We start from the raw sequence: 21,024 nt of genomic DNA, 5'->3' as shown, positions 1-21,024 counted from the left end.
TGGCTTGGTGGTTCTCCGTAAATAGCCTCGATGTCTGGACCGTCGCGATGATTCTCGTGGCGGCCGGGATTTACCTTAGCGCCCTAGTCGCGACGGGGGCCGTGTTGTTTCGTCTAGCGTTTCCCCGGCTCCCTGATCACGACCGGAGGCGCGTCGCCCGCATGGGTGTCCTTTCTGCCTGGGCGGGGGTCATCCTGATTCTGTTCCAGTGGTCTTTAGAAGCTGGTTACCTTGGAGGCGGCAATATAGCGGCTGCAACCAACCCAATGTTGCTCGGGATCGTGTTCGATGGCGCGTCCGGGGGTCGACTAATACTGGTGGTAGCTGGTTTGCTGCTGGTCCAGGCGATTCAGCTTAATAACTTAGCGTTCTCGAAAACAGCCAACAGCTTGAGCCTAGTAGGCGTTTTATTGGTGATGCTGGCATTCGTGCAGGTGGGGCATACAGTAAACACCCCACGCCTCGTTCTGGCTGTCTTGCTGATCGTTCACCTGATGGCGGCAGCATTCTGGGTAGCCTCGCTGTGGCCGCTGTTCCACTTAGTGGGGCAACATTACAACCACGGCAATACCGCCCGCATTCTGACCCGTTTCGGGCAACTCGCCATGGGCGGAGTTGGCGTGTTGGTACTGGCGGGCGTCACTTTGGCCACGCTGCTAACAGGCGGTCTCACACCCCTGCTCACCACGGCATATGGACAGTTCTTGATCGGCAAAGTATTGATTGTCGCGGTGCTGCTGTTATTTGCTGCCGCGAACAAGTGGCGGCTTGTACCTGCCTTTGAGAGCGGCGATGCAACAGCCCCACGACGTTTGCAGCGCAGTATTGCGCTGGAGGTGGTGCTGGTCGTGGTTATCCTGCTGATCACGGCGGTGCTGACAAGGGTGACATCACCGAATGGGTGACCGTCAGGACAACCACCTTAGGTAGTTAAGAACCTAGCTTAATAGCTATAAGCAACGCTATCCGGAAGGCAAGGCCGATGCCATCCGCGCGCGACAAGAGATGCACACCCGCCACGTGGCCGTGGTGGTTCGTGGCATCTTGATGTGGTTCAGAAATTGTAGCCCAGACCAATCGTATAAGCCCAGATACCGTCCTCCTGAAACGCATCGGTGGCATCGTCGGTATCGCTGAACAGGAACTGATACTCAGCGCGAGCGAGGAAATAGGCCTTGGGCAGAACATAGTATTTCATACCCGTTTCCCGTCCCGCGAAGGCGCTGTCTTTGACGCCGTCTCCATAGATACCACCGAGGCTAGCACCGACGAAGGGCCGCGCACGACCATCAAGGAACTGATGGGTTAGGTAACCACGGGTTGAGCCGTTCCAGAAACCATCTGTGACGCCCGCCTTCGCCTTCGACATCGGCGTAATTGACGCTTTGCCGAACACCGGCAACCATGTTATCCCTCAGATACCAACCAAGATCAACAGTCTCACGCCGAAGTTTCCGCTATTAAAATTCCGATCGTTACTGCCAGTTCCAGAGATCGAAAACTCACGGACACCCCCTTGTGGGCCGTACTCTGAGTTTTGGGCGGATGCTGCCCTAGGCAGAACAGCGAGAAGACAAAAAGCCATTGCTGCAGTGTTGACTCTATTCATGAGGAGACCCTTCCTGACATTATTAGGATTGTATTTCCATAATGCACTATTCGTTATCTAGCGCGGATAGTAACGCGACCGATACCTTGGCGATCAAACGACACGGACCCGCACCATCATGTTCAGGGTCTGACATCACACGATCTGTGCGTTAGCACACACGTATATGATGGAATCTGAAAAACTGGCTACCGGATTGAGGATATGTGCTTCACCACAGCCGATCGACTCACCATCGGCATTATGCTCGGCTACATCGTATCCGGACTGATCATTCTTAGGCATCAGTTCCCGGCTGCCTTGCTAGCAACGGTTCTTTACTGATCATTTATTAGTTCTGGTCGACCGGTCGATTCCACCGCCTCGACTGGGTCAGCGACGCGACATGGTTTCTATATGAAGGCCATCGCTCGGCTAGGTGGCTATCTATATCGCTCCAGAGATACCCCTTTAAGGGCAGCCTTCATTGACGAGGTTTCATCCGCGTAGCTGATAATATTGTAAGTTTCCAGGCTTTAAATCCAAACGCAGGAAAAACTTGCGCGCAATTGAAAGGTTGCTGGGAGCAATTTCCGAATAACTAATCGCGGGCCGAAGTGAGGCGATCGCCTTGCAAGATGAGTTCCACGCCCTATCACGATAATCGCATAAGTTGTGGGACAAACTCTTTAGATCATATTTTTGATAACTAATCTTTCATGAGAAGCACAGGTGCGAACCCCCCACCTGGCGTACGGAAATTGGTCGTCTGTCCTCGATAAAGTCTCGCTGCGGCCATTAACAGTGTGCCGCGATAGGTATACAGTCTAACGTCGACCTTGAGATTTTTACGCTGTCCATCGACCAGAACGAGGCGTTCGGAGGGAGGCACATGGGCCTGGGCAATATAGTCGCTTTCCAAGATTTGGCTGAATGTTTTTTTGGTGAGTTTACTTCCCCGGTACACTCCCTTACTTCCGTGGCCTGCGACAGGTTTGAAGAACCACTGCCGTCGCTGTTGCCAAAGGGTATCAGCATTATCAGCGCTGACCTGTAAGGTACGGGGAATACAAGAGCGAAGTAATTCGGCATTTTGAGCGCTCAACCCCCAAGCCATAAGCGTCGCGGGATCTGATAACACAGCCAAGTTGCGTTTGTCCGCGAACAATGCGTGTGCATGGGGATTTGGGGTTATGACTGCGCCTCCGTCCAACCAGGCAGAGTGTAAGGCGGAGTTTCCGGGTGCTTCGAGCCCAAAATCCACTAAGCGATTGTAAACCATATCTACTCGCTTACCGCCGCTGTATAGCATGCCTGACTCATACCGAAGGTCGCCAGGCGAGAGGATGAGAGCATCAATGCCATGACGCCGTAATAACTGCTGGGCAAGTTTGAATTCAGGATAGAGGTATTGCCCCATAGGCTGATCATCAACGATAGCTATCCTCTCCAGACGTCCATTGCCACGCTGGGCACGCCATTCGCTCTCGAACTGGGCTATCACTTTAGCCTCGAAGTCGGCAGACCCGGCCGCACTTTTAGCATCACCACAACACTGCAGTTGGGCCCGTACCAGGATCGCGTTAAGAAATGCACCTCCGGCATTGGTATTGATTTCGATGAGGCGAGGCCCGTCCTCGCCGAGATGGAAATCATAGCCCATGAAGACACCTACTGGGCCGGGGTTTAACTGTGCACTTTGCGGGGCCCAAGACAGTACTTGTCGCTGATAGTCGGGAAGAGCGGCGGCGTTTTCTATGGCCTGAACAGTGGCCCTCATCTGCTCCAGAACCTGAGATGGGACAAAGACAGCGACATTCGAGAAAAGTTGATGCCAGGTCGAACGGATAAAGGCCTCATCGGCATCGTCGCCCAACTGGTCGATAAGACTTTGGGTGGCTGCTCGTCGGTCTAGAGTGATACAGGTGCAGTGCTGGTTCAGCCTTTCTGCTTCTGTCATCCCTGGGGAGCCACTGGTCTTTTGCAAGAGCTGTCCTCTGGTTTTTTCACGCTGATCTAGATCAAACTGGCCAGCATCGGCTGGTCATTGAGTTCATGAGGGCGATATTTAACGAGCTACACCTTCTGCTGATAGATCAACGTCGATGATGAGCGCTCATGGTGCTTGTACGCTCGCATTAACATCTTGTGGCAAAACTTTCAGGAAATGTAGACACAAGGGTTAATATAGATGAAGTGGAAAGCCGACGTCCGGTCATAGCGATAAAAGTAACTAGCGCTACCATCATCATCAACAAGGGGCAACTATTTTCTGCCGACAATGATGCGCAGTGATGACCAAGAGCATCCCTGCTGCCGACATCGGCAACTGAACAAATTTCACTATTAAGCGGAAGATGCTGTATTGAATTAAAAAAGGTCCCGAAATAAGGCCTTGCGCTTGCAAGTTTTCGTGATAGCTACTTATCCGGCAGGTCATATTTTTACTGTAGGTTCAGGCTCGTTTCAGGTTAACACCGTATAAAGAACGGGTGACAATAACCTCTGAGGTAAATGACCATGCGCTACACTCTTTTAACAACGTCTTTGTTTGCCCTTTCATTAAGTCTGATCACGGGCGCGGCGCTGGCTGCACCCGGCCACGGCGGTGGTGGCAATAACCTAACCGAGGCTGACGTTGACCGCACGATCAGCCTTGAGGCTGGCGATATGTGGTTCGACCCTGAAGAGCTAGAACTGGCGGCTGGGGAGGTGGTTAAATTTGAAATCACCAACACCGGCAATTTAGAGCATGAATTTGTGATTGGCAGTAAAGAAGCCCAGGAAGAGCATCGTCAAATGATGCTAGACATGGCAAATGGCGAAGGTCATGACATGTCAAACATGTCACAAGGTGAAGGCCACGATATGGCCAATATGAGCATGGCAGGCGTCACAATTGCACCTGGTGAGACCGGGACTCTATTATGGAGTGTTCCTGATAATACTAACGAGCTAGAGTATGCTTGTAACATTCCCGGCCATTACGAATCCGGCATGTACGGCAATTTTACTTTCTAATCTGACGTTTACCCATGAAACTGTTGCTACTCGAAGATGATGATTTGCTGGCAGAAAGCTTGGCAGAGAGTCTCAAGGACAACGGTTACCTTGTCGACTTGGCCGCTTCATTGAAAGCGGCCAAGTCGCTCATGGCAACCGAGCATTACGAGCTGGCTATCTTAGATCTCGGTTTGCCCGATGGCTCGGGACTAGATCTACTAGCCCAGTGGCGCAAGCAAAAACGCAGCACGCCTATCTTGATCTTGACGGCGCGCGATACTTGGGAAGATAAAGTCATTGGTCTTGAAACGGGTGCCGATGATTACCTAGCAAAACCCTTCCATGAAGCCGAGCTTATGGCCCGTTTGAAGGCACTGCTGCGCAGGCAGTCTGGTCAGTTATCTCAAGTCGTGACGCTCAATGGCGTATCGCTGGATAAAGCAGGCCAACGAGTATGTCTAGAGGGAGAAACTTGGCGTTCGCTCACGGCGACGGAGTTTCGATTACTACGCTACTTAATGCTGCATCCAGATCGCATTCACTCCAAAGAGCAGTTATTAGAGCAGCTCTATGCCCTGGAACAGGATGCCGCCGCACCTAACTTGGTCGAAGTCTATGTCGCTCGTCTGCGCCGTTATCTAGGCAAATCAATTATCCAAACTCGCCGCGGCCAGGGGTATTTCTTTGCTTCACATTGATCGGCGCAGTTTACGTTTTCGACTACTCGCCTGGCTAGGAGGCGTGGCACTATTCGTAGTGGTGACGACCTGGCTACTGCATGGCATATTGTTACAGAATCTTGCTCGGGATTTTTTGGGTGAGCGTCTTCAGCGCGAAGCCGACCATGCCGTCACGCAGCTTGAGCAAGGTGAAACCGCCGTGCCTGCCGCGCTTGACTCGGTTAGCCAAGGCTATCAAGTCTTTCATCATCTCTACGTACTCCGCTTCAACGGCTCGGTCAGCGCTTCCGACCCACAATGGCAGCAACAGCTGGCTCCGCTGCTAGATGAAAGCGGCAATGCTCTAATAGACGTGAATCGCGGCGAGCAACACATGCTCGTCTATCGTCGCCATTTTGAATGGCAGGGCACGCAGGGTGTGCTGCTGGTGGGTGAGGACTTCTCTCAAGTAGAAGCAGGGCTTGCAACATTGCACTGGTGGGTCGGTGGGATTGCCAGCGTGCTGTTAGGAATGCTCATCATACTCAACATGTTAGCGGTTAATCGTGGACTTAAGCCACTCTGGCAACTGCGTCAACAGCTTGAAGCATTGCGAGCGGGCAAACGTGATCGCTTGTCATTAATAGCCCCTTCTGAGCTAGATGAATTAGTCGACCAGTTGAACTGGTTTATGGATGACATTGACCTTCGCTTGAAGCGCTCCAGAGAGTCGGTCGCGAACCTATCACATGCATTAAAAACCCCGCTGGCAGCCGTTACCCAAGTACTGCGTGGCAATCGGCCCATTGATGAAACCCGACGCCATAAACTGCTCAGCCGTATTGAGGATATTAACGCCCAGCTGGATGCGGAGCTGCGTCGCTCACGTATTGCAGGCCCTAACGCGGGGCGAATGGCCAACGTCACGCGTGATAGTTCACGGCTCATCGAGATGTTCCGCAGCCTTTACCCTGAGCGTATCTTCAACCTCGCCCACTCGGCAGGCGAGAAAGACCAAGTGCCTATTGAGGCTCACGACTTTTCTGAAATATTAGGCATCGTGCTCGATAACGCTGGCAAATGGTCAAATAGGTGCGTTAATTGTGTTATTGCCGTCTCCGCTACCACACTCACGCTCACCATTGATGATGACGGCCTCGGCGTTGCAGAAGAGGATCTTTCGCGCTTGGGAGAGCGTGGCGCACGACTGGATGAACGCCGTCCCGGCTACGGTTTAGGCCTGTCGATTCTTGCGCAGTTAGTTGAACGTTACTTGGGGCACCCACATTTTGAGCGTAGTCCACTGGGGGGCTTGCGCGTTACGATTACCCTGCCTCTAGCGGGTGAAGTAGCTAATTAATCATTATTCAGCTTTGTTTCAGGTTCTTCCATCAAGATGGTGCCATTCATCATTGATGGGAGTTACACATGGCACGCTCAAGCATTATTTCTCACCCCCTTTCTCGCCGGCAGGTCCTAAAAGGCGGGGCTGCCTTAGGGTTAGGTTCCGCTGCCGCAATGGGGCTAACTCCCGCCTGGGCAAACCCCTGGGGCCGTACGAATGTCTATGCACAGGGCGTCGAAGAAGGGCCCGAGATATCACTGGCTATCCGCCGTGAATCCATTCCGATTGACGGACAAGAAGCCCACCCTATTAGCATTAACGGTACTAGCCCTGGCCCACTGATTCGTCTGAAAGAAGGTCAAGACGCCGTACTGCGTGTGACCAACCTGCTGGATGAGTCCACGTCGATCCATTGGCATGGCCTCATCTTGCCACCGGAGATGGACGGTGTGCCTGGGGTCAGTTTTGCAGGCATAGCACCTGGTGAAACCTTCACCTACCGTTTTCCTGTCCGCCAGAACGGTACCTACTGGTACCACAGCCACTCCGGCTTGCAGGAACAGCTCGGCCACGCCGGGCCGTTGATAATTGACGCCGCCGAGCGCGAACCCATCCGCTATGACCGTGAGCATGTGCTACTGCTCACCGACTGGACCTTTGAAGACCCCATGTCGGTATTTCGTAATCTGAAAACCATGGAAGGCTATTACAACTTCCAAGAGCGCACGATTGCTGATTTTTTCGCCGATGTTCGCGAAAAGGGTTTCTCACAAACCGCCGAGATGCGCGGTATGTGGGCCAAAATGCGCATGAGTTCTCGGGATATTGCCGATGTGACCGGCAGTACTTATACCTACCTGCTTAACGGTCACTCCCCCCAAGAAAACTGGAATGCGCTGTTCAAGGCTGGTGAGCGGGTACGACTACGCGTGATTAACGGGTCGGCGATGTCATACTTTGATGTACGTATACCTAGTTTGAAGATGACCATCGTTGCTGCCGATGGCCAGCCAGTGCAACCCGTGCCTGTTGATGAGTTCCGTATTGGCGTGGCGGAAACGTACGATGTGCTTGTTTCACCAGAAGATGATCGAGCCTATACCATCTTCGCCGAAGCCATGGATCGGAGTGGCTACGCTCGCGCCACGCTAGCCCCGCGTGAAGGCATGCAGGCGGAGATTCCCAAGCGCCGCCAAATTGCCGACCGCGGCATGGAAGCCATGGGCGCTCATGGCATGGGTGACATGGAAGGCATGGATCATTCAGGCATGTCGAATATGGAAGGTATGGATCACTCCAATATGCCGGGAATGAGCGGTGACGATGCTGGTATGGAAGGCATGGATCACTCTAATATGGAGGGGATGGATCACTCCAACATGGAGGGCATGGATCATTCTAATATGGGCGGCATGTCGGGCGAGCAGGCGAAAGTCGGCGAAAACGGCATTCTCATTGCCGGTGAAGCCCAGCCCGGCTCTCGCTACGACCAGGCGGGCATAGGCATCGACCCCAACGAACGTCGAGTACTCGTCTACCGCGATCTTAAAGCCTTCACGCCATGGCCTGACCGCCGCGAACCAGGCCGTGAGCTTGAGCTGCACCTGACCGGCAACATGGAACGTTACATGTGGTCGTTCGACGGCAAGAAGTTTAGCGAAGTGACCGGCCCAATCCATTTTGTGAAAGATGAGCGGCTGCGCCTAATCCTGATCAACGACACCATGATGGAGCATCCTATCCACCTCCACGGTATGTGGATGGAGCTGGAAAACGGTCAGGGCGAGCTAATTCCGCGCAAACACACCCTGAACGTTAAGCCCGGCGAGCGGGTTTCGGCGCTGATTACGGCAGATGCTGAAGGCAGTTGGGCGTTCCATTGCCACCTGCTTTATCACATGGATGCCGGAATGTTCCGCGTTGTTCAGGTTTCTTAAGGAGGCAGTATGAAAACTAAGCTTTATTTTACTGGCATTAGCTTAGCGTTTGTCATGACCACCGCTGCCCATGCGGAAGACGGTTACGACGCGCCGAAAGATTGGCCAGCGCCCACGATGGAACACAATATGGGTATGGCGCTCTTTGATCGTCTTGAATATAGCGTACCCGATAACGGCGAGGAGGCCGTCGTGTGGGACTTTCAAGGCTGGTATGGCGGTGATATCAACCGTGTTTACCTGAAGTCAGAAGGCGAGAATGTCCAAGGCGACGGTGAAGATGCTGAGTTTGAATCCCTGGAACTACTCTATAGTCGCCTAGTGGCTGATTTTTGGGAGTTACAGGGGGGTATCGGTTACCAAGGCGGTGTGTTCTCCGATGATCACGCCGAACGCACCTATGGGGTTGTCGGCCTACAAGGTGTGATGCCCTACGGCATTGAAACCGACGTTGCTATGCAAGTGAGTGAAGATGGCGACGTGGCCGCTAGTTTTGAGGGCGAGTACGATCTGCGCCTGACACAGCGGCTCTACCTGCAGCCGCGCACCGAAATTGCCGTAGCTGCCAGCGAAGTTGAGGAGTTTGGTGTGGGTGAGGGCCTTAACTCAGTGCGTGTCGGCATGCGCCTGGGCTACGAAGTGACCAGACGCTTTGCGCCTTACGTGGGCGCTTACTGGGTAAAAGAGTATGGCGATACCGCTGACCTATCTCGTGCTGGTGGGAATAATACCGAAGATACCGGCGTGGTGGCAGGTGTCAGGTTAATGTTTTAAATCGTTAAGCACTCTATAACTTGCGCCACCGGAAGGTGGCGTTTTTTTTGCTAAAAAACCACTAAATTCAGCTTCAATTCATACTCTAAGGTTATTATTAAATTGTAAATAACCAACGGAGTAAACCACCATGAAAATTAAAGCAATTGTTTTTAGTGCAGTAGTAGCAAGTATCCTCTCTACACCTGTATTAGCGAGCTTAGGCAATACAACACAGAATCTTCCCTTACTAGAAAGAGGCGTATCTTCTACACAGATGCTTGCCCAGGGGCAACCTAAGCGTTTCAATATTAACATTGAACAAGCGACTACACTGAAAGTAGTGAGTGAGCACTTTCCAGGATTTACCAGCACTGGCAACCGCATTTCAGCTGTTCTTTATAATGAGGCGGGACAGCAGGTAGCAGAAGCTTCCAGCCCACGGGGGCACTTCGAACTTATTCGTCAGCTGCAACCGGGCAATTATCAGCTTGAGGTGACAGGAAGATCAAGGGGAGGCAGTGATGATAACAGTTATGAACTACATGTCGCCTATTGATATCCTTTAGTTTTGACATGAATTAAGAAGGTCAGCCATGAGCTGACCTTCTTTATGAAAAACTAGTATCTCGGCAAACAAATTCAGCTTTAATTCAGGAGTTTTCGCTAACTTTATAGTGCCGCAATCGGCGTAAAAACAAACCAATTCATAAAAAGGTGTCATCATGTGGAATAACAAAAAAAAGGCTTCCCTAGGCGGACTGACGGCTATGGCCCTGGCAATGGGGACGACTTCTGCGCTGGCCCTGGAAATCCAGGTGGGAGATACCACCGTGGGGCTGTATGGTTACGCTAGGCTCAATATGGCCTACAGCTTCGATCAAGATGCCGGGTCGGCTAACGAAGGTTACTTTGGAGATATCGAAAGGTCGGAAGATAAGGTCGGCGATCAGTTCCAGGCATCTGCCACACAGAGCCGTATCGGCTTTCGGACCAGTACGCCTGTCGAGGGGAGCACGCTTTACACCGTTATCGAGGGGGATTTCTGATCCTATAACGATGACAATACGCGCTTCAGATTACGGCATGCCTATGGATCCTGGAATGGCATTCTGGCAGGGCAAACCTGGTCGAATTACACCACCTTTGTCGCTTCCACGCCCACACTTGACTTCTTTGGAACTGCGGGTAGCAATGGCTATGGGTCACGCTTGGCCCAGTTGCGCTACACCACGGGAGGATTCTCATTAGCCGCGGAAGACCCTCAAGCTCAATTGGCTGAGAATATAGATGGCTCAGTGCCAGAAGATGATTTGCTACCGGATAATGACGATGCCATGTCATCGATGCCCGCGTTGAGCCTGCGCTATGAAGATAGTATGGGTGACTTTTCCTACTCAATCGCCGGCATCGCCCGGCAGCTGAAGTACGACACCGGCAGCGAAAAGGATACGGAAATGGGCTATGGGGCCTTCGCCGCAGGTGCCTACCATGCCGGACCGGTGACCTTGAGAGCGATCGTGAACGCCAGCGAGGGGGCGAATAGTTACCTCTATCTGTCTGGCGATTACTTCAACGGTGCCGATGCCTACGTCGATACCAACGGTAAGCTGCAAACGCTATCTGGCGTTGGCGGAGCCGTTGGTCTTTCTTATCAAGTATCGCCGCAGTATTCACTGAATGCGTCTCATGGCTATACCGATGTCGATTTAGGCGACACTACCGTGGGTGGGAATGCGGGTAGAAAGAACAAGAATACATTCCTTAACTTAGTGTGGACTCCCAACGAACGCTTGATGTACGGAATTGAGTACGGCTACTTCGAAACGGAGCTGGCCGATGGCCGTGAAGAGGACGCGAGCCGCGTGATGGTGGCTGCCCAGTATAGTTTCTAGGGTGAGTTAGTAGCATATCCGCTGTTTTGATCGATTGCTTGGGCGTATGCCCAAGCTTTTTTATGGTTCTTCGTCACTTCATGTGGGGCCTGATCGAACAGGCGACCCACAATACCACTGTCACTAAACTGAATAAGAAAGATCAGTCGCGTCGGGAACACTCTTGATGACCAAATCGATACAGATGAAGTCGCGCATGGCGTGGCTGTCATAGATGGCATCTTCAAGCGCTTCGTCGACCAGTGCATACCGTTGCTGAAGGAAGTAGATCCGCAACATCTGTCCCAGGAACCGTTCCCGGCGGGTGACCTTCTTATTGTTCTGGTGCTCAGCCTGAGCAAACGAGATCTGTTTCATCGAGAACTCTGGCGGGTAGTGGAAAACTGTATTTTGCCCTGCCGGTGGCACTTAGGCAGCAACGGTCGTATTTATGCAGCGTTTCCTTAAAAGAGGCTCGCAGTAGGCTTGCTTCTACTAGAGTTTATTTCAAAATAATTACCTCAATAATTTGAAAGCCTGAGTTAAAGCAAATGAATTTCTCCATAGAAGTTCACGTCGAGCCGGAGCGCTTGCCCCGGCTGGCTTGAAGCTTAGCTGGCCATTGCGGCACATTCTTCAGCGCAGCGATGACAAGCTTGAGCACACTCTTGGCAATGGGTTGCATCATGTTTTGCACACTCATCACCACATTTCTTACAAATGTCGGCACATAGACGGCAGATCTCGTGCGCAAACTCACTTTCTTGTGCCATAAATGAGGCGGCTAACCGACAAATTTGAGCACATTGCATGTCAAGGCGAATACATTCCGCCATCATTTTTACGTCGTCTTCTTTTAGGCACTCAGTTGCACACTTTTCGCAATAAGCAGCGCATATATGACAAGCTTCAATGCAATTTTCATATTTTTTGAAATCCATCTCGATTCTCCATTTATTAAACCAGATTTTATTCACCATAGTTATTGCTTAGCATAATAAAGCTAGAACAACCTAGAAGAAAAATCAAGGAAAGGGAACCAGGCATCCATCCTTTGAAAATGCATTTAAAACAAGCAGCTGTACGTTATTTTCTCATAATTTTTATTTTTCAGTTAGGATTCAGGAAGACTTTCTATAATAAATTTTTTTCAAAAATACTGCAGCGCTTGAAAGTTAGCCCGCCACGAGCTCTTAATAAAGCTAGTAGTGAAAAACTAAATTAATAATGAGAGGAATAAAGTTCTAAGCTTTATAAAAACCATCTCCTTTTAAGAGGCTAGCTCAGGCTAACGAGCTTCTTAAGGGGGCCGGATGAAAATCAAGCTCTACTTCTCTGACGGCCTGGCTACCCTAGGGTCGCCAGGGAGGGAAAAAGGTCGACCATGATACTGGAAAGCCGCGTCATGGTACCCGAGACGATGGCGATGCCCATCAGGATCACAACCGTGCCCGCCACGGGGCGAGCATAGGCGCTCCACCTTCCTAGGCTTTGCCGATGCAGAGCGAATCGGTTAATCAGTAAAGTGCTGGCAAGAAAAGGTAGCGCTAGGCCAGCCGAGTAGGCACTGAGATATATCATTCCAGCCTGAGCACTAGCAGCGTTGGACGTGGCCATCAGGATGGCGCCCAGGATGGGGCCGATACAGGGGGTCCAACCGATGGCAAAAGAGACCCCGAACACTGTCGCCGACAGCGGGGAGCCACCCTGGACGTTGGGTGTGAACTGAAAGGTACGCTGGAATAGCGGCAATCGGAACACGCCGGTCATAAAGAGGCCCAGCACGATCACCGCCGAGCCGGCAACCCAGTTGAATTCTTGGCGATACCCTCGCATCAGTTGCCCGATACTACTGGCGCCGAGCCCGAGTAGGATGAACACGATGCTGAAGCCGAAGACGAAGAAGGCACTGAGGGTCAATGCCTCTAACCGCCTGTCGGCTTTACCGGCACTACCGCCTGTGACCACCGACAGGTAGGCCGGTAACAGGGGCAGCGTGCAGGGCGAGAAGAAGGAGACCAATCCGCCGATAAAGGCGCCGACCAAGCCGATGGAAGAGAGAGATTCCAATGTGTTATCGCAACTTAAGTTATGGAGACGGCCAACAAGGGTATTGATACCAATCCCATGGTGCTACCTCCTATCATATCCATTTTAACGCCGTAAGAATTTTAAGGCTTACAGCTGCTTTAAGGTCAACCTTTATTGACAAATTATTTGTCTCCTATCGAATTGCAAATATTACACATCAGGCTTGACCTTAAAGTTGACTTCAAAGTTATGGTGGCTACTCAATGAATGACATGAGGACATTTCCATGGCGCTACAACTGGGCGAGACAGCACCAAACTTCACGATCGAATCCACACAAGGCACGGTCAACTTTCACCAATGGCTTGACGACAGCTGGGCGGTGCTGTTCTCGCACCCCGCTGATTTTACGCCAGTATGCACCACAGAGCTGGGCGCGTTTGCCAAGCGAAAGAACGAATTCACCCAGCGGGGTGCCAAACTGGTTGGGGTTTCGGTGGATCCCCTCAGCTCTCACCACGACTGGGCGGGGGATATTGAACAGACTCAGGGCACGGCCCTGAACTACCCCTTGCTGGCTGACGAAGATCAGGTGGTAGCGAAGCTTTATGGAATGATCCATCCCAAAGCCGACCCCAAACTGACGGTGCGTACGGTCTTCATCATCGATTCTGACAAGAAAATTCGTCTCACTTTGACGTATCCACCCAGCACAGGACGTAATGTCGACGAGATACTGCGGGTTCTCGATTCGCTTCAGCTAACTGACAAGCACAAAGTGGCCACCCCCGTTGACTGGCAAAATGGTGACGATGTCATCATCTCGCCATCGCTATCGAATGATGACGCTAGGCAACACTTTCCCGAAGGCTGGAACACCAAGACGCCCTACCTTAGGGTCGTGCGCCAACCGGAGCAATAGGAGCCCCGACCGGTAGATTCGTTGAGTCAGGCTGCCAGAAGCTTGGATTAATAATGTCGTGAGGTAACGCTATGCAAACACTAAGTATCGGCGAGCTTGCCGAACGAAGCGGGGTCGCTAGCCAGGCGATTCGATTCTACGAAAAAGAGAGACTTATGCCTCCTCCGAGGAGGACCGATGCCAACTATCGGCGTTACCCACTGGAAGCTGTGGATCGGTTGCAGTTTATCGTCCATGCCAAGCAGTGGGGCTTCACGCTACAAGAGATTCGGGAGCTGTTAATGCTTCAGGATGCTAATGGCGACCGGGCGCAAGCTAAACGCATCGCCAGCGAGAAGCTGCACAAGGTGCGAGAGCAGATCAAACATCTCACGCGGATTGAAGCCGTATTATCGAAAACATTGAGTGAGTGTGCAGGCGAAGGGCCTATGCAGGAAGGCTGCCCGATTGTTGAAGCTATCGCTGAGCAGACTGAATGATCGGGCATTTTCTCGATAGCGAACATGGGAATCAAGTTTGCCTACCGGGTCGTCGATAAATTAACAGGGAGATCGTCATTATGGCGCAATACGTCGATATCGAGATTCGTGGTATGTCCTGTGCTTCCTGTGTTGGGCGTGTGGAGCGCGCACTCAGCCAGCAGCCAGGCGTGATCAACGCTCAAGTGAACCTCGCCGCACAGAAGGCGGCTATCCAGGTCGAAGCAGGTACCGCGACCACTAGCCTACACAACGCCATTGAAACGGCGGGCTATCAGCCGGTGGTGGAAAGTCTCGACATTCCCATCACCGGCATGAGTTGCGGATCGTGTGTCTCTCGGATAGAGCGAACGCTAACGAAGCTGCCCGGCATGGTGGAAGTAAGTGTTAACCTCGCCACCCAAAAAGCCTTCGTTCGTTTCCTGCCGGGAGCCGTTTCGTTACCGCGTATTCAGCATGCCATCCGCGAAGCAGGCTATGAACCACAGGATACCGATACGCCGCCATCAACGGACAGCGAGGACCGGGAGAGAGCCGAGCTTCGCCGCCGAGTCGTGCTCGCGGCAATATTTACGATTCCGGTGGTCATCATCGCCATGGGGAAAATGATTCCCGCCTTTGACACGCTTTTGACGAGTCTAATGCCGCATCGCGGCTGGATGGGCGTCGAGTGGTTATTGGCCACACCGGTGCAGTTCTATGCTGGTGCACGCTTCTATCGCGTCGGCTTCGCCGAACTCCGGCATTTTAATCCGGGCATGAACAGCCTCGTTATGATCGGATCGAGCGCTGCCTACTTCTATTCGGTCGCCGCCCTGCTGGTGCCCGGACTCTTTCCCGTCGGAACCGCCGTGAGCTATTTCGAAGCGGCGGCGGTCATCGTGACGTTAATTCTGCTCGGTCGCTATTTTGAACACATTGCCAAGGGCCGCACCTCCGAAGCTATCAAGAAGCTTCTGCAATTACAGGCGAAAACTGCCCGCGTCATCCGTGAGGATGAAACCGTCGAGCTGCCTATCGACGCCGTCGTCACAGGCGATCGTATTTTGGTTCGCCCAGGGGAGCGTGTTCCAGTAGATGGCATCGTTGAGGAAGGTCACTCCTACATTGATGAGTCGATGATCAGCGGTGAACCAGTGCCGGTCGTCAAAAAGAAGGATTCCGAAGTCGTCGGTGGCACTATCAACAAGAACGGTGCACTTACCTTTCGGGCCACGCGAGTCGGTGCCGACACCGTGCTTTCACAGATCGTCAAAATGGTGGAAACGGCCCAGGCGGAGAAGCCCCCCATCCAGCAGTTGGCCGACAAGGTTGCCGGTGTATTTGTACCCGTGGTCATCGCGATCGCCGCGATGACCTTTGCACTCTGGTTTGTTTTCGGACCGGCGCCGTCTTTGTCGTTTGCTTTCGTCACTACCGTTAGCGTACTGCTAATTGCCTGCCCCTGTGCGATGGGCCTAGCCACCCCAACGGCCATCATGGTCAGTACCGGGAAAGGGGCCGAGATGGGAGTGCTATTTCGTAAAGGGGCGGCGCTTGAGACGCTGGCCAAAATGAATACGGTGGTGCTGGACAAGACCGGCACTTTGACCCAGGGGCGCCCCGAGCTGACCGACTTCGAAGCGATCAACGGCCATGAGAACGAGGTGCTGCGACTGGTCGCGGCGGTGGAAGCTCAAAGCGAGCACCCCATCGCCGAGGCTATTGTACAGGGCGCCAAGGCCCGCGGGCTGGAATTACCCTCGGTCAGTCGCTTTAGTGCCGAGCCTGGCTACGGCATTGAAGCCGAGGTCGACGGCCACTTGGTATATGTGGGAGCTGATCGTTACATGCGTCGGCTGGAAATCGAGCTCGGCCAGGCAGAAACACGCGCCAAGGTGTTTGCCGAGAACGCCAAGAGCCCGCTCTATGCCGCGGTAGACGGCCAGCTTGCTGCAGTCATCGCGGTGGCGGATCCACTTAAGGAGGGCTCTGCCGAGGCCATCGCAGCACTCAAAGCGCAAGGGCTGGAAGTGGCCATGCTCACCGGCGATAACCGTGCCACTGCCGATGCTATCGCCCGACAGGTTGGCATCCAGCAGATTCTCGCTGAGGTACTGCCCGACCAGAAAGCGGCAGAGATCCGGCGTCTCCAGGCGGAGGGCAAGCGCGTCGCTTTTGTGGGGGACGGGATCAATGATGCGCCCGCTTTGGCCCAGGCCGACGTGGGCATTGCGATCGGCACTGGCACCGATATTGCCATCGAGTCCGGCGATGTGGTGCTGATGAGTGGCGATTTGCGAGGCATCGTCAATGCCACGGCGCTCTCCAAGCGTACCCACCGGACCATTATCGGCAATTTCGTTTGGGCCTATGGCTACAACGTAGCGTTGATCCCCGTGGCGGCGGGCGTGCTCTATCCGTTCATCGGCGTATTGCTCAGCCCCATGCTGGCGGCGGCGGCCATGAGCATTTCCAGTGTTTTTGTGCTGACTAACTCGTTGCGGCTACGCCGTTTCACATCGGATACCGGCAATGCCACACCACGTCCAAACGATGCTGTTCATCGCGCCTAAACCAAACAATGTCGTGTTAACGAGGAATTCAAAATGATGGGAAGTGAAAGCTGCATGTGGGGTATGGCAGGGATGGGCCTAATAGCGATCTTGTTGATTATTGCGCTGGGGCTTGGTGTTGCTGCGCTCATCAAATACCTGTTTTTTAATAAGAAGTGATGAAGCTGGCAACCGAATACAATCGTCCCCCTTGGGTAGATCAGAAACTAATAAAGAGAGCATCCATGAGATATATCCTACCTATCACTTATTGCCTAGCTGCTGCAGGTCTGTTAGGTCTTATAACGTTGCCTGCGTTGGCGCAGGAAGCAAGTACTGATGCCACTGAGAGTCGTCAGGCCAGCAGTGCCACGAATACTGAGTCTCCCTTGCCCAAATCGATTACCGCATTGGTGGATCAAGGGTTCACCTTCCATGGCAGCTTCGAAGCGCCTGACGGTCTCCAAGGCTATGCCTTGTCTTATGATAATGAGCCTATGGCAGCTTATATCTCCTCCTCTTCCGACTACGCCGTCATTGGTACGTTAATCGACCCGCAGGGCAATGCCGTTATGGAAAGCCAGCTTCAGGCTCTGGTGCTGGACCCCATGCTGGAAGCTACCTGGAGTGCGTTTGAAAACACTCGTTTTATCTCGGAGGGGAATGATGATGCTTCGCATATTGTGTACACACTAACAGACCCCAACTGCCCCTACTGCAATGCACTCTGGAAAAATTCGCGCCCGCTCATTGAGCAAGGCGTGTTACAGCTTCGTCACGTGCTGGTCGGCGTGCTATCAGAGGACAGTCTTCGCAAAGCTGCTGCAATCCTTGAATCCGACAATCCGGCCAGTGCTCTCGAAACTCATGAACTGGAATTTCGCAATGGCGGCATAAGGCCGGTGGAGCCGTCGGAGGAGAGTCAAGCGCTTCTTAGAAATCACGCCCAGATCATGCGTGAGGCCGGTGCTACGGGAACGCCAACCAGCTACTACCGTGATGAAGCCGGGAAAGTTCAGCGTATCAATGGCGCAGTGTCGACCGACCAGTTTCGCGAAATATTGGGCGTTGAATGATACACCATAACGGTACAGGGCTGAGATGCGAGTCTCCCCAATCACGACCACTGAGATGCACATGGCAACCAAGCTTAGCGTAAAGCAAACGCTCTTTTTGGGGCTCACTCTATTGATGGGCTTGGCGGCCCTTTATTGGATTCTGATGGAGACCGGCGCCTTGTCGGTCTTGACCGACAAGCAGGCCTTGCGTGAGTGGCTTGATAGGCTGGGCGTCTGGGGGCCGTTGGCCATCATCTTTATGATGATGGCGGCCATTGTCATGAGCCCGATTCCCAGTGGCCCAATTGCGATGGTGGCTGGTGCGCTTTACGGCCCAGTTTGGGGGACGATCTATGTCGTTATCGGTGCCGAAGCCGGTGCTCTGCTCGCTTTCTGCATTGCTCGTTTGCTCGGCTATGAAGTGATGCAACGCTGGCCGCGTACGCGGCCCATCCTCAACTGGCTGGGAAAGGAGCGCTCTCAGACAGGCTTGATGCTCATCGTTTTTGCATCCCGATTGGTGCCCTTCCTTTCGTTTGATGCCGTCAGCTATGCGGCAGGTATCACCCCCCTGTCTTTCTGGCGCTTTTTGATCGCCACACTGGCCGGCGTGATCCCCACGGCGTATCTAATCGTCATGTTCGGCGAAGTGCTGATTACGGCCGACTCCCGTGGCCTCACAATCGCGCTGATTCTCATCAGTGGCATTACATTGCTGCCTCTGCTGGCGAAACGCTTATGGGCTCGACAGCCATGACCGATAGCAACCGAGTGCTCTAAATCAACTTTCGTAAGCATTAACAATGCTCAGCAGGCACTTACCCGCTACTACCTGTGAGACGTACACGTGAAATTTCGGACATTGCTATTTTTACCCCTATTGGGCTTTTTTGGTTTGAGCTTTTTCTTTTATCAGGGCTTATCAATGGATCCTAGCGCCAGAGATTCACCCTTGTTAGCTCAGCCGTTTCCGCCATTCAGCCTGACAACGCTGGAAGACCCCTCAAGGCTCGTTGATGAATCTCTTTTTAAAGGAAAGGTGACATTAGTCAATGTGTGGGGAGAGTGGTGTCCGACTTGCAAACATGAAATGCCGCAGTTATTGGATTTAGCCGCGCGAGGCGTCCGCTTGGTTGGGATCAACTACAAGGATACCCAGGCAAAGGGGCTCGAGTTTCTTGACGAGTTCGGGAACCCTTTTGAAGTCAACATCTTTGATCCAGAGGGTAACCTAGGTTTTGAGCTAGGTGTGTATGGCGCCCCAGAAAGCTATCTGGTCGATACCGAAGGCACTATTCGTTACAAACATACAGGTTACATAACGTCTGAAGATGTTGAGCGAGTCATCCAAGAAGTCGAGAAGTGGAAACGATAAAACGGTTATGAAAACGCATTATTTTTTTATTAATGACTCCATCTGTAACGCTAAGTTAAGGAAGGTATATGTTGCAATACCCTCAAATTGATCCGATCGCCATCGCCATAGGCCCTCTTCAGATCCACTGGTATGGCTTAATGTATGTCATCGGGCTAGTCGCTGCTTGGTGGTTGGGTCGGCATCGAGCCCACCGACTCGGCCTAAGCCACGATGATATGGGCGACCTGATCTTCTACGGCGCCATCGGCATCATCGTTGGCGGCCGTCTTGGCTATGCGCTGTTTTACGGGCTCGAACAACTGCAAGCAAACCCCCTTTGGTTATTAAAAATCTGGGAAGGAGGCATGAGCTTTCATGGCGGCCTTGCCGGTGTATTAGTGGCTGCCTGGCTGTTTGCTCGCAAACATCAACTGGCTTTTATTCAACTGACTGACTTCATTGCTCCGTTAGTCCCGATCGGCCTGGGAGCGGGTCGCCTCGGTAACTTCATCAATCACGAGTTACCGGGAAGAGTTAGTGATGTACCTTGGGCAATGGTGTTTCCATCCATGATGGAGCTGGGCCCAGAGCCACGCCATCCTTCGGCTCTCTACGAGTTTGCCCTTGAAGGTGTCGTGTTGTTTGCCGTGCTGTGGTGGCTATCGCGCCGACCGCGTCAGCGAGGCCTCATCTCTGGGTTGTTCCTGCTTCTGTACGGAGCCTTTCGCTTCATCGTGGAGTTCGTGCGCCTCCCAGACCCTCAGTTGGGATTCATCGCTTTTGGCTGGTTGACCATGGGGCAGCTGTTGACACTACCAATGCTCATAGCGGGTTTTGCTCTGGTCGCTTGGTCCAGACGTCAGCCAGTGGATAAGCCAAAGGCGGCGTTAAACTCATGAAACAAGTCTTCGCTTTTCTAATGGTGGCACTCTTTATAGTCACACCGGTAGCGGCACGTGAAGAGATATTTGGGGTTGGTGACAAAAGCTCCCCTTTTAACCGTTCGACGCAACGTGACTTTCTACCGGCTACAGAAGCCTTCCGAACCACCGCTTGGCGAGACGATGATCGGGTTTATGTCGGTTTCACCGTCGCCGAAGACTATTACCTTCATCGGCATCAGTTTGCGATTGAGAGTCTCTCTCGAAGTATCAATTTCGGAGAGCTGGCTTTGCCACCTGGTGAGCCAATGTCGCACGCATCTTTGGGGGACATTAATGTTTTCTACAATCAGGTGTTGGTGAGTGCGCCCATCGAGGCGAGCGAGACCGTGATCGGACCGTTGGCCGTCGTGGTGACCTTTCAGGGCTGTTCCGATCAAGGACTTTGCTATCCACCCGAACAGGTCGAACTTATCTCACCGTACGGCTCCCCTCCGGCGACCTTCGCCACCAGCCCCTCCCTTGGTACGGCGGATAGCACCAAAGGCGCTCCTTAAATGAATCCCGCCGACCTGAGCCTGCCGCCGCTGGCGGCGGCCTTCG

General features: G+C 52.8%; 21 protein-coding genes and 2 pseudogenes. 18 read left to right on the top strand and 5 right to left on the bottom strand.

Features of this window, described 5'->3' with window-relative positions; genetic code table 11:
* Positions 1-161: 161 nt before the first annotated feature.
* A complete protein-coding gene (locus tag HALA3H3_RS13885; protein ID WP_223828031.1) occupies positions 162-905 on the top strand; it encodes a copper resistance D family protein in 744 nt (247 codons plus the stop codon).
* Positions 906-1,054: 149 nt separating this feature from the next.
* Here HALA3H3_RS13885 and HALA3H3_RS27130 read toward each other — a convergent pair whose 3' ends face one another.
* Together HALA3H3_RS27130 and HALA3H3_RS13875 are read right to left on the bottom strand one after the other, a co-directional pair.
* A complete protein-coding gene (locus tag HALA3H3_RS27130; protein WP_197672011.1) occupies positions 1,055-1,369 on the bottom strand; it encodes a hypothetical protein in 315 nt (104 codons plus the stop codon).
* A gap of 928 nt (positions 1,370-2,297) precedes the next feature.
* Complete coding sequence (locus HALA3H3_RS13875; RefSeq protein ID WP_008957448.1) at positions 2,298-3,548, bottom strand: ATP-grasp domain-containing protein; 1,251 nt, start codon at positions 3,546-3,548, stop codon at positions 2,298-2,300.
* Positions 3,549-4,108: 560 nt separating this feature from the next.
* Here HALA3H3_RS13875 and HALA3H3_RS13870 point away from each other — a divergent pair.
* From HALA3H3_RS13870 to HALA3H3_RS13835, 8 genes and pseudogenes are all read left to right on the top strand, one after another.
* Positions 4,109-4,609 carry a cupredoxin domain-containing protein gene (locus tag HALA3H3_RS13870; RefSeq protein WP_022522201.1) on the top strand — a complete coding sequence of 167 codons (501 nt, stop codon included), beginning with the start codon at positions 4,109-4,111 and terminating at the stop codon, positions 4,607-4,609.
* 14 nt (positions 4,610-4,623) lie between these two features.
* Entirely contained in the window at positions 4,624-5,289 is a 666-nt protein-coding gene (locus HALA3H3_RS13865) for a response regulator transcription factor (RefSeq protein ID WP_008957450.1), read from the top strand.
* Positions 5,276-6,610, top strand: coding sequence for a sensor histidine kinase (locus HALA3H3_RS13860; protein ID WP_022522200.1), 1,335 nt, complete (start codon positions 5,276-5,278; stop codon positions 6,608-6,610). The genes HALA3H3_RS13865 and HALA3H3_RS13860 overlap by 14 nt, the downstream gene beginning before the upstream one ends.
* A gap of 68 nt (positions 6,611-6,678) precedes the next feature.
* A complete protein-coding gene (locus HALA3H3_RS13855) occupies positions 6,679-8,532 on the top strand; it encodes a copper resistance system multicopper oxidase (protein ID WP_022522199.1) in 1,854 nt (617 codons plus the stop codon).
* A gap of 9 nt (positions 8,533-8,541) precedes the next feature.
* Positions 8,542-9,306, top strand: coding sequence for a copper resistance protein B (locus HALA3H3_RS13850; RefSeq protein ID WP_008957453.1), 765 nt, complete (start codon positions 8,542-8,544; stop codon positions 9,304-9,306).
* Between the two features lie 130 nt (positions 9,307-9,436).
* On the top strand, positions 9,437-9,844 hold the full coding sequence (locus tag HALA3H3_RS13845; RefSeq protein WP_022522198.1) for a hypothetical protein: 408 nt from the start codon (positions 9,437-9,439) through the stop codon (positions 9,842-9,844).
* Between the two features lie 166 nt (positions 9,845-10,010).
* The gene (locus HALA3H3_RS13840) at positions 10,011-10,334 is read left to right on the top strand and encodes a hypothetical protein (RefSeq protein WP_022522197.1); all 324 of its coding nucleotides are present in this window, start codon (positions 10,011-10,013) and stop codon (positions 10,332-10,334) included.
* Positions 10,335-10,355: 21 nt separating this feature from the next.
* Positions 10,356-11,180, top strand: a pseudogene (locus HALA3H3_RS13835) (DcaP family trimeric outer membrane transporter); the annotation flags it as partial.
* Between the two features lie 138 nt (positions 11,181-11,318).
* On the opposite strand, the pseudogene HALA3H3_RS13830 reads toward HALA3H3_RS13835, so the two are convergent.
* The 3 genes and pseudogenes from HALA3H3_RS13830 to HALA3H3_RS13825 all read right to left on the bottom strand — a co-directional run.
* Positions 11,319-11,537 (bottom strand): annotated as a pseudogene (locus tag HALA3H3_RS13830) (transposase); the annotation flags it as partial.
* A 233-nt stretch (positions 11,538-11,770) separates the two neighbouring features.
* Positions 11,771-12,100, bottom strand: coding sequence for a four-helix bundle copper-binding protein (locus HALA3H3_RS26170; protein WP_022522194.1), 330 nt, complete (start codon positions 12,098-12,100; stop codon positions 11,771-11,773).
* A gap of 406 nt (positions 12,101-12,506) precedes the next feature.
* The gene (locus HALA3H3_RS13825) at positions 12,507-13,229 is read right to left on the bottom strand and encodes a cytochrome c biogenesis CcdA family protein (RefSeq protein WP_022522193.1); all 723 of its coding nucleotides are present in this window, start codon (positions 13,227-13,229) and stop codon (positions 12,507-12,509) included.
* 247 nt (positions 13,230-13,476) lie between these two features.
* On the opposite strand from HALA3H3_RS13825, the gene HALA3H3_RS13820 reads away from it, so the two are divergent.
* The 9 genes from HALA3H3_RS13820 to HALA3H3_RS13785 all read left to right on the top strand — a co-directional run bounded on the left by HALA3H3_RS13820 (position 13,477) and on the right by HALA3H3_RS13785 (position 20,978).
* Positions 13,477-14,112: a peroxiredoxin gene (locus HALA3H3_RS13820; RefSeq protein WP_008958491.1), complete on the top strand. Its 636-nt coding sequence runs from the start codon at positions 13,477-13,479 to the stop codon at positions 14,110-14,112.
* Between the two features lie 71 nt (positions 14,113-14,183).
* The gene (locus tag HALA3H3_RS13815) at positions 14,184-14,591 is read left to right on the top strand and encodes a heavy metal-responsive transcriptional regulator (protein WP_022522192.1); all 408 of its coding nucleotides are present in this window, start codon (positions 14,184-14,186) and stop codon (positions 14,589-14,591) included.
* 80 nt (positions 14,592-14,671) lie between these two features.
* Entirely contained in the window at positions 14,672-17,146 is a 2,475-nt protein-coding gene (locus HALA3H3_RS13810) for a heavy metal translocating P-type ATPase (protein ID WP_022522191.1), read from the top strand.
* A 33-nt stretch (positions 17,147-17,179) separates the two neighbouring features.
* On the top strand, positions 17,180-17,305 hold the full coding sequence (locus tag HALA3H3_RS27645) for a hypothetical protein (protein ID WP_258955997.1): 126 nt from the start codon (positions 17,180-17,182) through the stop codon (positions 17,303-17,305).
* Between the two features lie 65 nt (positions 17,306-17,370).
* The gene (gene dsbG / locus HALA3H3_RS13805; protein ID WP_022522190.1) at positions 17,371-18,201 is read left to right on the top strand and encodes a thiol:disulfide interchange protein DsbG; all 831 of its coding nucleotides are present in this window, start codon (positions 17,371-17,373) and stop codon (positions 18,199-18,201) included.
* 61 nt (positions 18,202-18,262) lie between these two features.
* Complete coding sequence (locus HALA3H3_RS13800; protein WP_053856992.1) at positions 18,263-18,940, top strand: TVP38/TMEM64 family protein; 678 nt, start codon at positions 18,263-18,265, stop codon at positions 18,938-18,940.
* Between the two features lie 90 nt (positions 18,941-19,030).
* Positions 19,031-19,558, top strand: coding sequence for a DsbE family thiol:disulfide interchange protein (locus tag HALA3H3_RS13795; RefSeq protein WP_053856991.1), 528 nt, complete (start codon positions 19,031-19,033; stop codon positions 19,556-19,558).
* 68 nt (positions 19,559-19,626) lie between these two features.
* Positions 19,627-20,439: a prolipoprotein diacylglyceryl transferase gene (gene lgt, locus HALA3H3_RS13790; RefSeq protein ID WP_022522187.1), complete on the top strand. Its 813-nt coding sequence runs from the start codon at positions 19,627-19,629 to the stop codon at positions 20,437-20,439.
* Positions 20,436-20,978 (top strand): protein-disulfide reductase DsbD domain-containing protein, encoded by a 543-nt coding sequence (locus HALA3H3_RS13785; RefSeq protein WP_022522186.1) that lies wholly within the window; start codon positions 20,436-20,438, stop codon positions 20,976-20,978. The genes lgt and HALA3H3_RS13785 overlap by 4 nt, the downstream gene beginning before the upstream one ends.
* The last annotated feature ends 46 nt before the right edge of the window (positions 20,979-21,024 follow it).

Source organism: Halomonas sp. A3H3 (assembly GCF_000982975.1).
Lineage (GTDB): Bacteria > Pseudomonadota > Gammaproteobacteria > Pseudomonadales > Halomonadaceae > Vreelandella > Vreelandella titanicae.
Note: the sequence above shows the minus strand (reverse complement) of the source record. Positions and strands in the feature narration are given on the sequence as shown.

What these genes read in the sequence shown, in the direction of transcription:
- HALA3H3_RS27130 (WP_197672011.1), bottom strand. Translation starts at nt 1,369, where the DNA reads ATGTCGAAGGCGAAGGCGGGCGTCACAGATGGTTTCTGGAACGGCTCA.
- HALA3H3_RS13870 (WP_022522201.1), top strand. Translation starts at nt 4,109, where the DNA reads ATGCGCTACACTCTTTTAACAACGTCTTTGTTTGCCCTTTCATTAAGT.
- HALA3H3_RS13865 (WP_008957450.1), top strand. Translation starts at nt 4,624, where the DNA reads ATGAAACTGTTGCTACTCGAAGATGATGATTTGCTGGCAGAAAGCTTG.
- lgt (WP_022522187.1), top strand. Translation starts at nt 19,627, where the DNA reads ATGTTGCAATACCCTCAAATTGATCCGATCGCCATCGCCATAGGCCCT.
- HALA3H3_RS13820 (WP_008958491.1), top strand. Translation starts at nt 13,477, where the DNA reads ATGGCGCTACAACTGGGCGAGACAGCACCAAACTTCACGATCGAATCC.
- HALA3H3_RS13810 (WP_022522191.1), top strand. Translation starts at nt 14,672, where the DNA reads ATGGCGCAATACGTCGATATCGAGATTCGTGGTATGTCCTGTGCTTCC.
- HALA3H3_RS13785 (WP_022522186.1), top strand. Translation starts at nt 20,436, where the DNA reads ATGAAACAAGTCTTCGCTTTTCTAATGGTGGCACTCTTTATAGTCACA.
- HALA3H3_RS26170 (WP_022522194.1), bottom strand. Translation starts at nt 12,100, where the DNA reads ATGGATTTCAAAAAATATGAAAATTGCATTGAAGCTTGTCATATATGC.
- HALA3H3_RS13840 (WP_022522197.1), top strand. Translation starts at nt 10,011, where the DNA reads ATGTGGAATAACAAAAAAAAGGCTTCCCTAGGCGGACTGACGGCTATG.
- HALA3H3_RS13815 (WP_022522192.1), top strand. Translation starts at nt 14,184, where the DNA reads ATGCAAACACTAAGTATCGGCGAGCTTGCCGAACGAAGCGGGGTCGCT.
- HALA3H3_RS13850 (WP_008957453.1), top strand. Translation starts at nt 8,542, where the DNA reads ATGAAAACTAAGCTTTATTTTACTGGCATTAGCTTAGCGTTTGTCATG.
- HALA3H3_RS27645 (WP_258955997.1), top strand. Translation starts at nt 17,180, where the DNA reads ATGATGGGAAGTGAAAGCTGCATGTGGGGTATGGCAGGGATGGGCCTA.
- HALA3H3_RS13855 (WP_022522199.1), top strand. Translation starts at nt 6,679, where the DNA reads ATGGCACGCTCAAGCATTATTTCTCACCCCCTTTCTCGCCGGCAGGTC.
- dsbG (WP_022522190.1), top strand. Translation starts at nt 17,371, where the DNA reads ATGAGATATATCCTACCTATCACTTATTGCCTAGCTGCTGCAGGTCTG.
- HALA3H3_RS13885 (WP_223828031.1), top strand. Translation starts at nt 162, where the DNA reads ATGGGTGTCCTTTCTGCCTGGGCGGGGGTCATCCTGATTCTGTTCCAG.
- HALA3H3_RS13875 (WP_008957448.1), bottom strand. Translation starts at nt 3,548, where the DNA reads ATGACAGAAGCAGAAAGGCTGAACCAGCACTGCACCTGTATCACTCTA.
- HALA3H3_RS13800 (WP_053856992.1), top strand. Translation starts at nt 18,263, where the DNA reads ATGGCAACCAAGCTTAGCGTAAAGCAAACGCTCTTTTTGGGGCTCACT.
- HALA3H3_RS13845 (WP_022522198.1), top strand. Translation starts at nt 9,437, where the DNA reads ATGAAAATTAAAGCAATTGTTTTTAGTGCAGTAGTAGCAAGTATCCTC.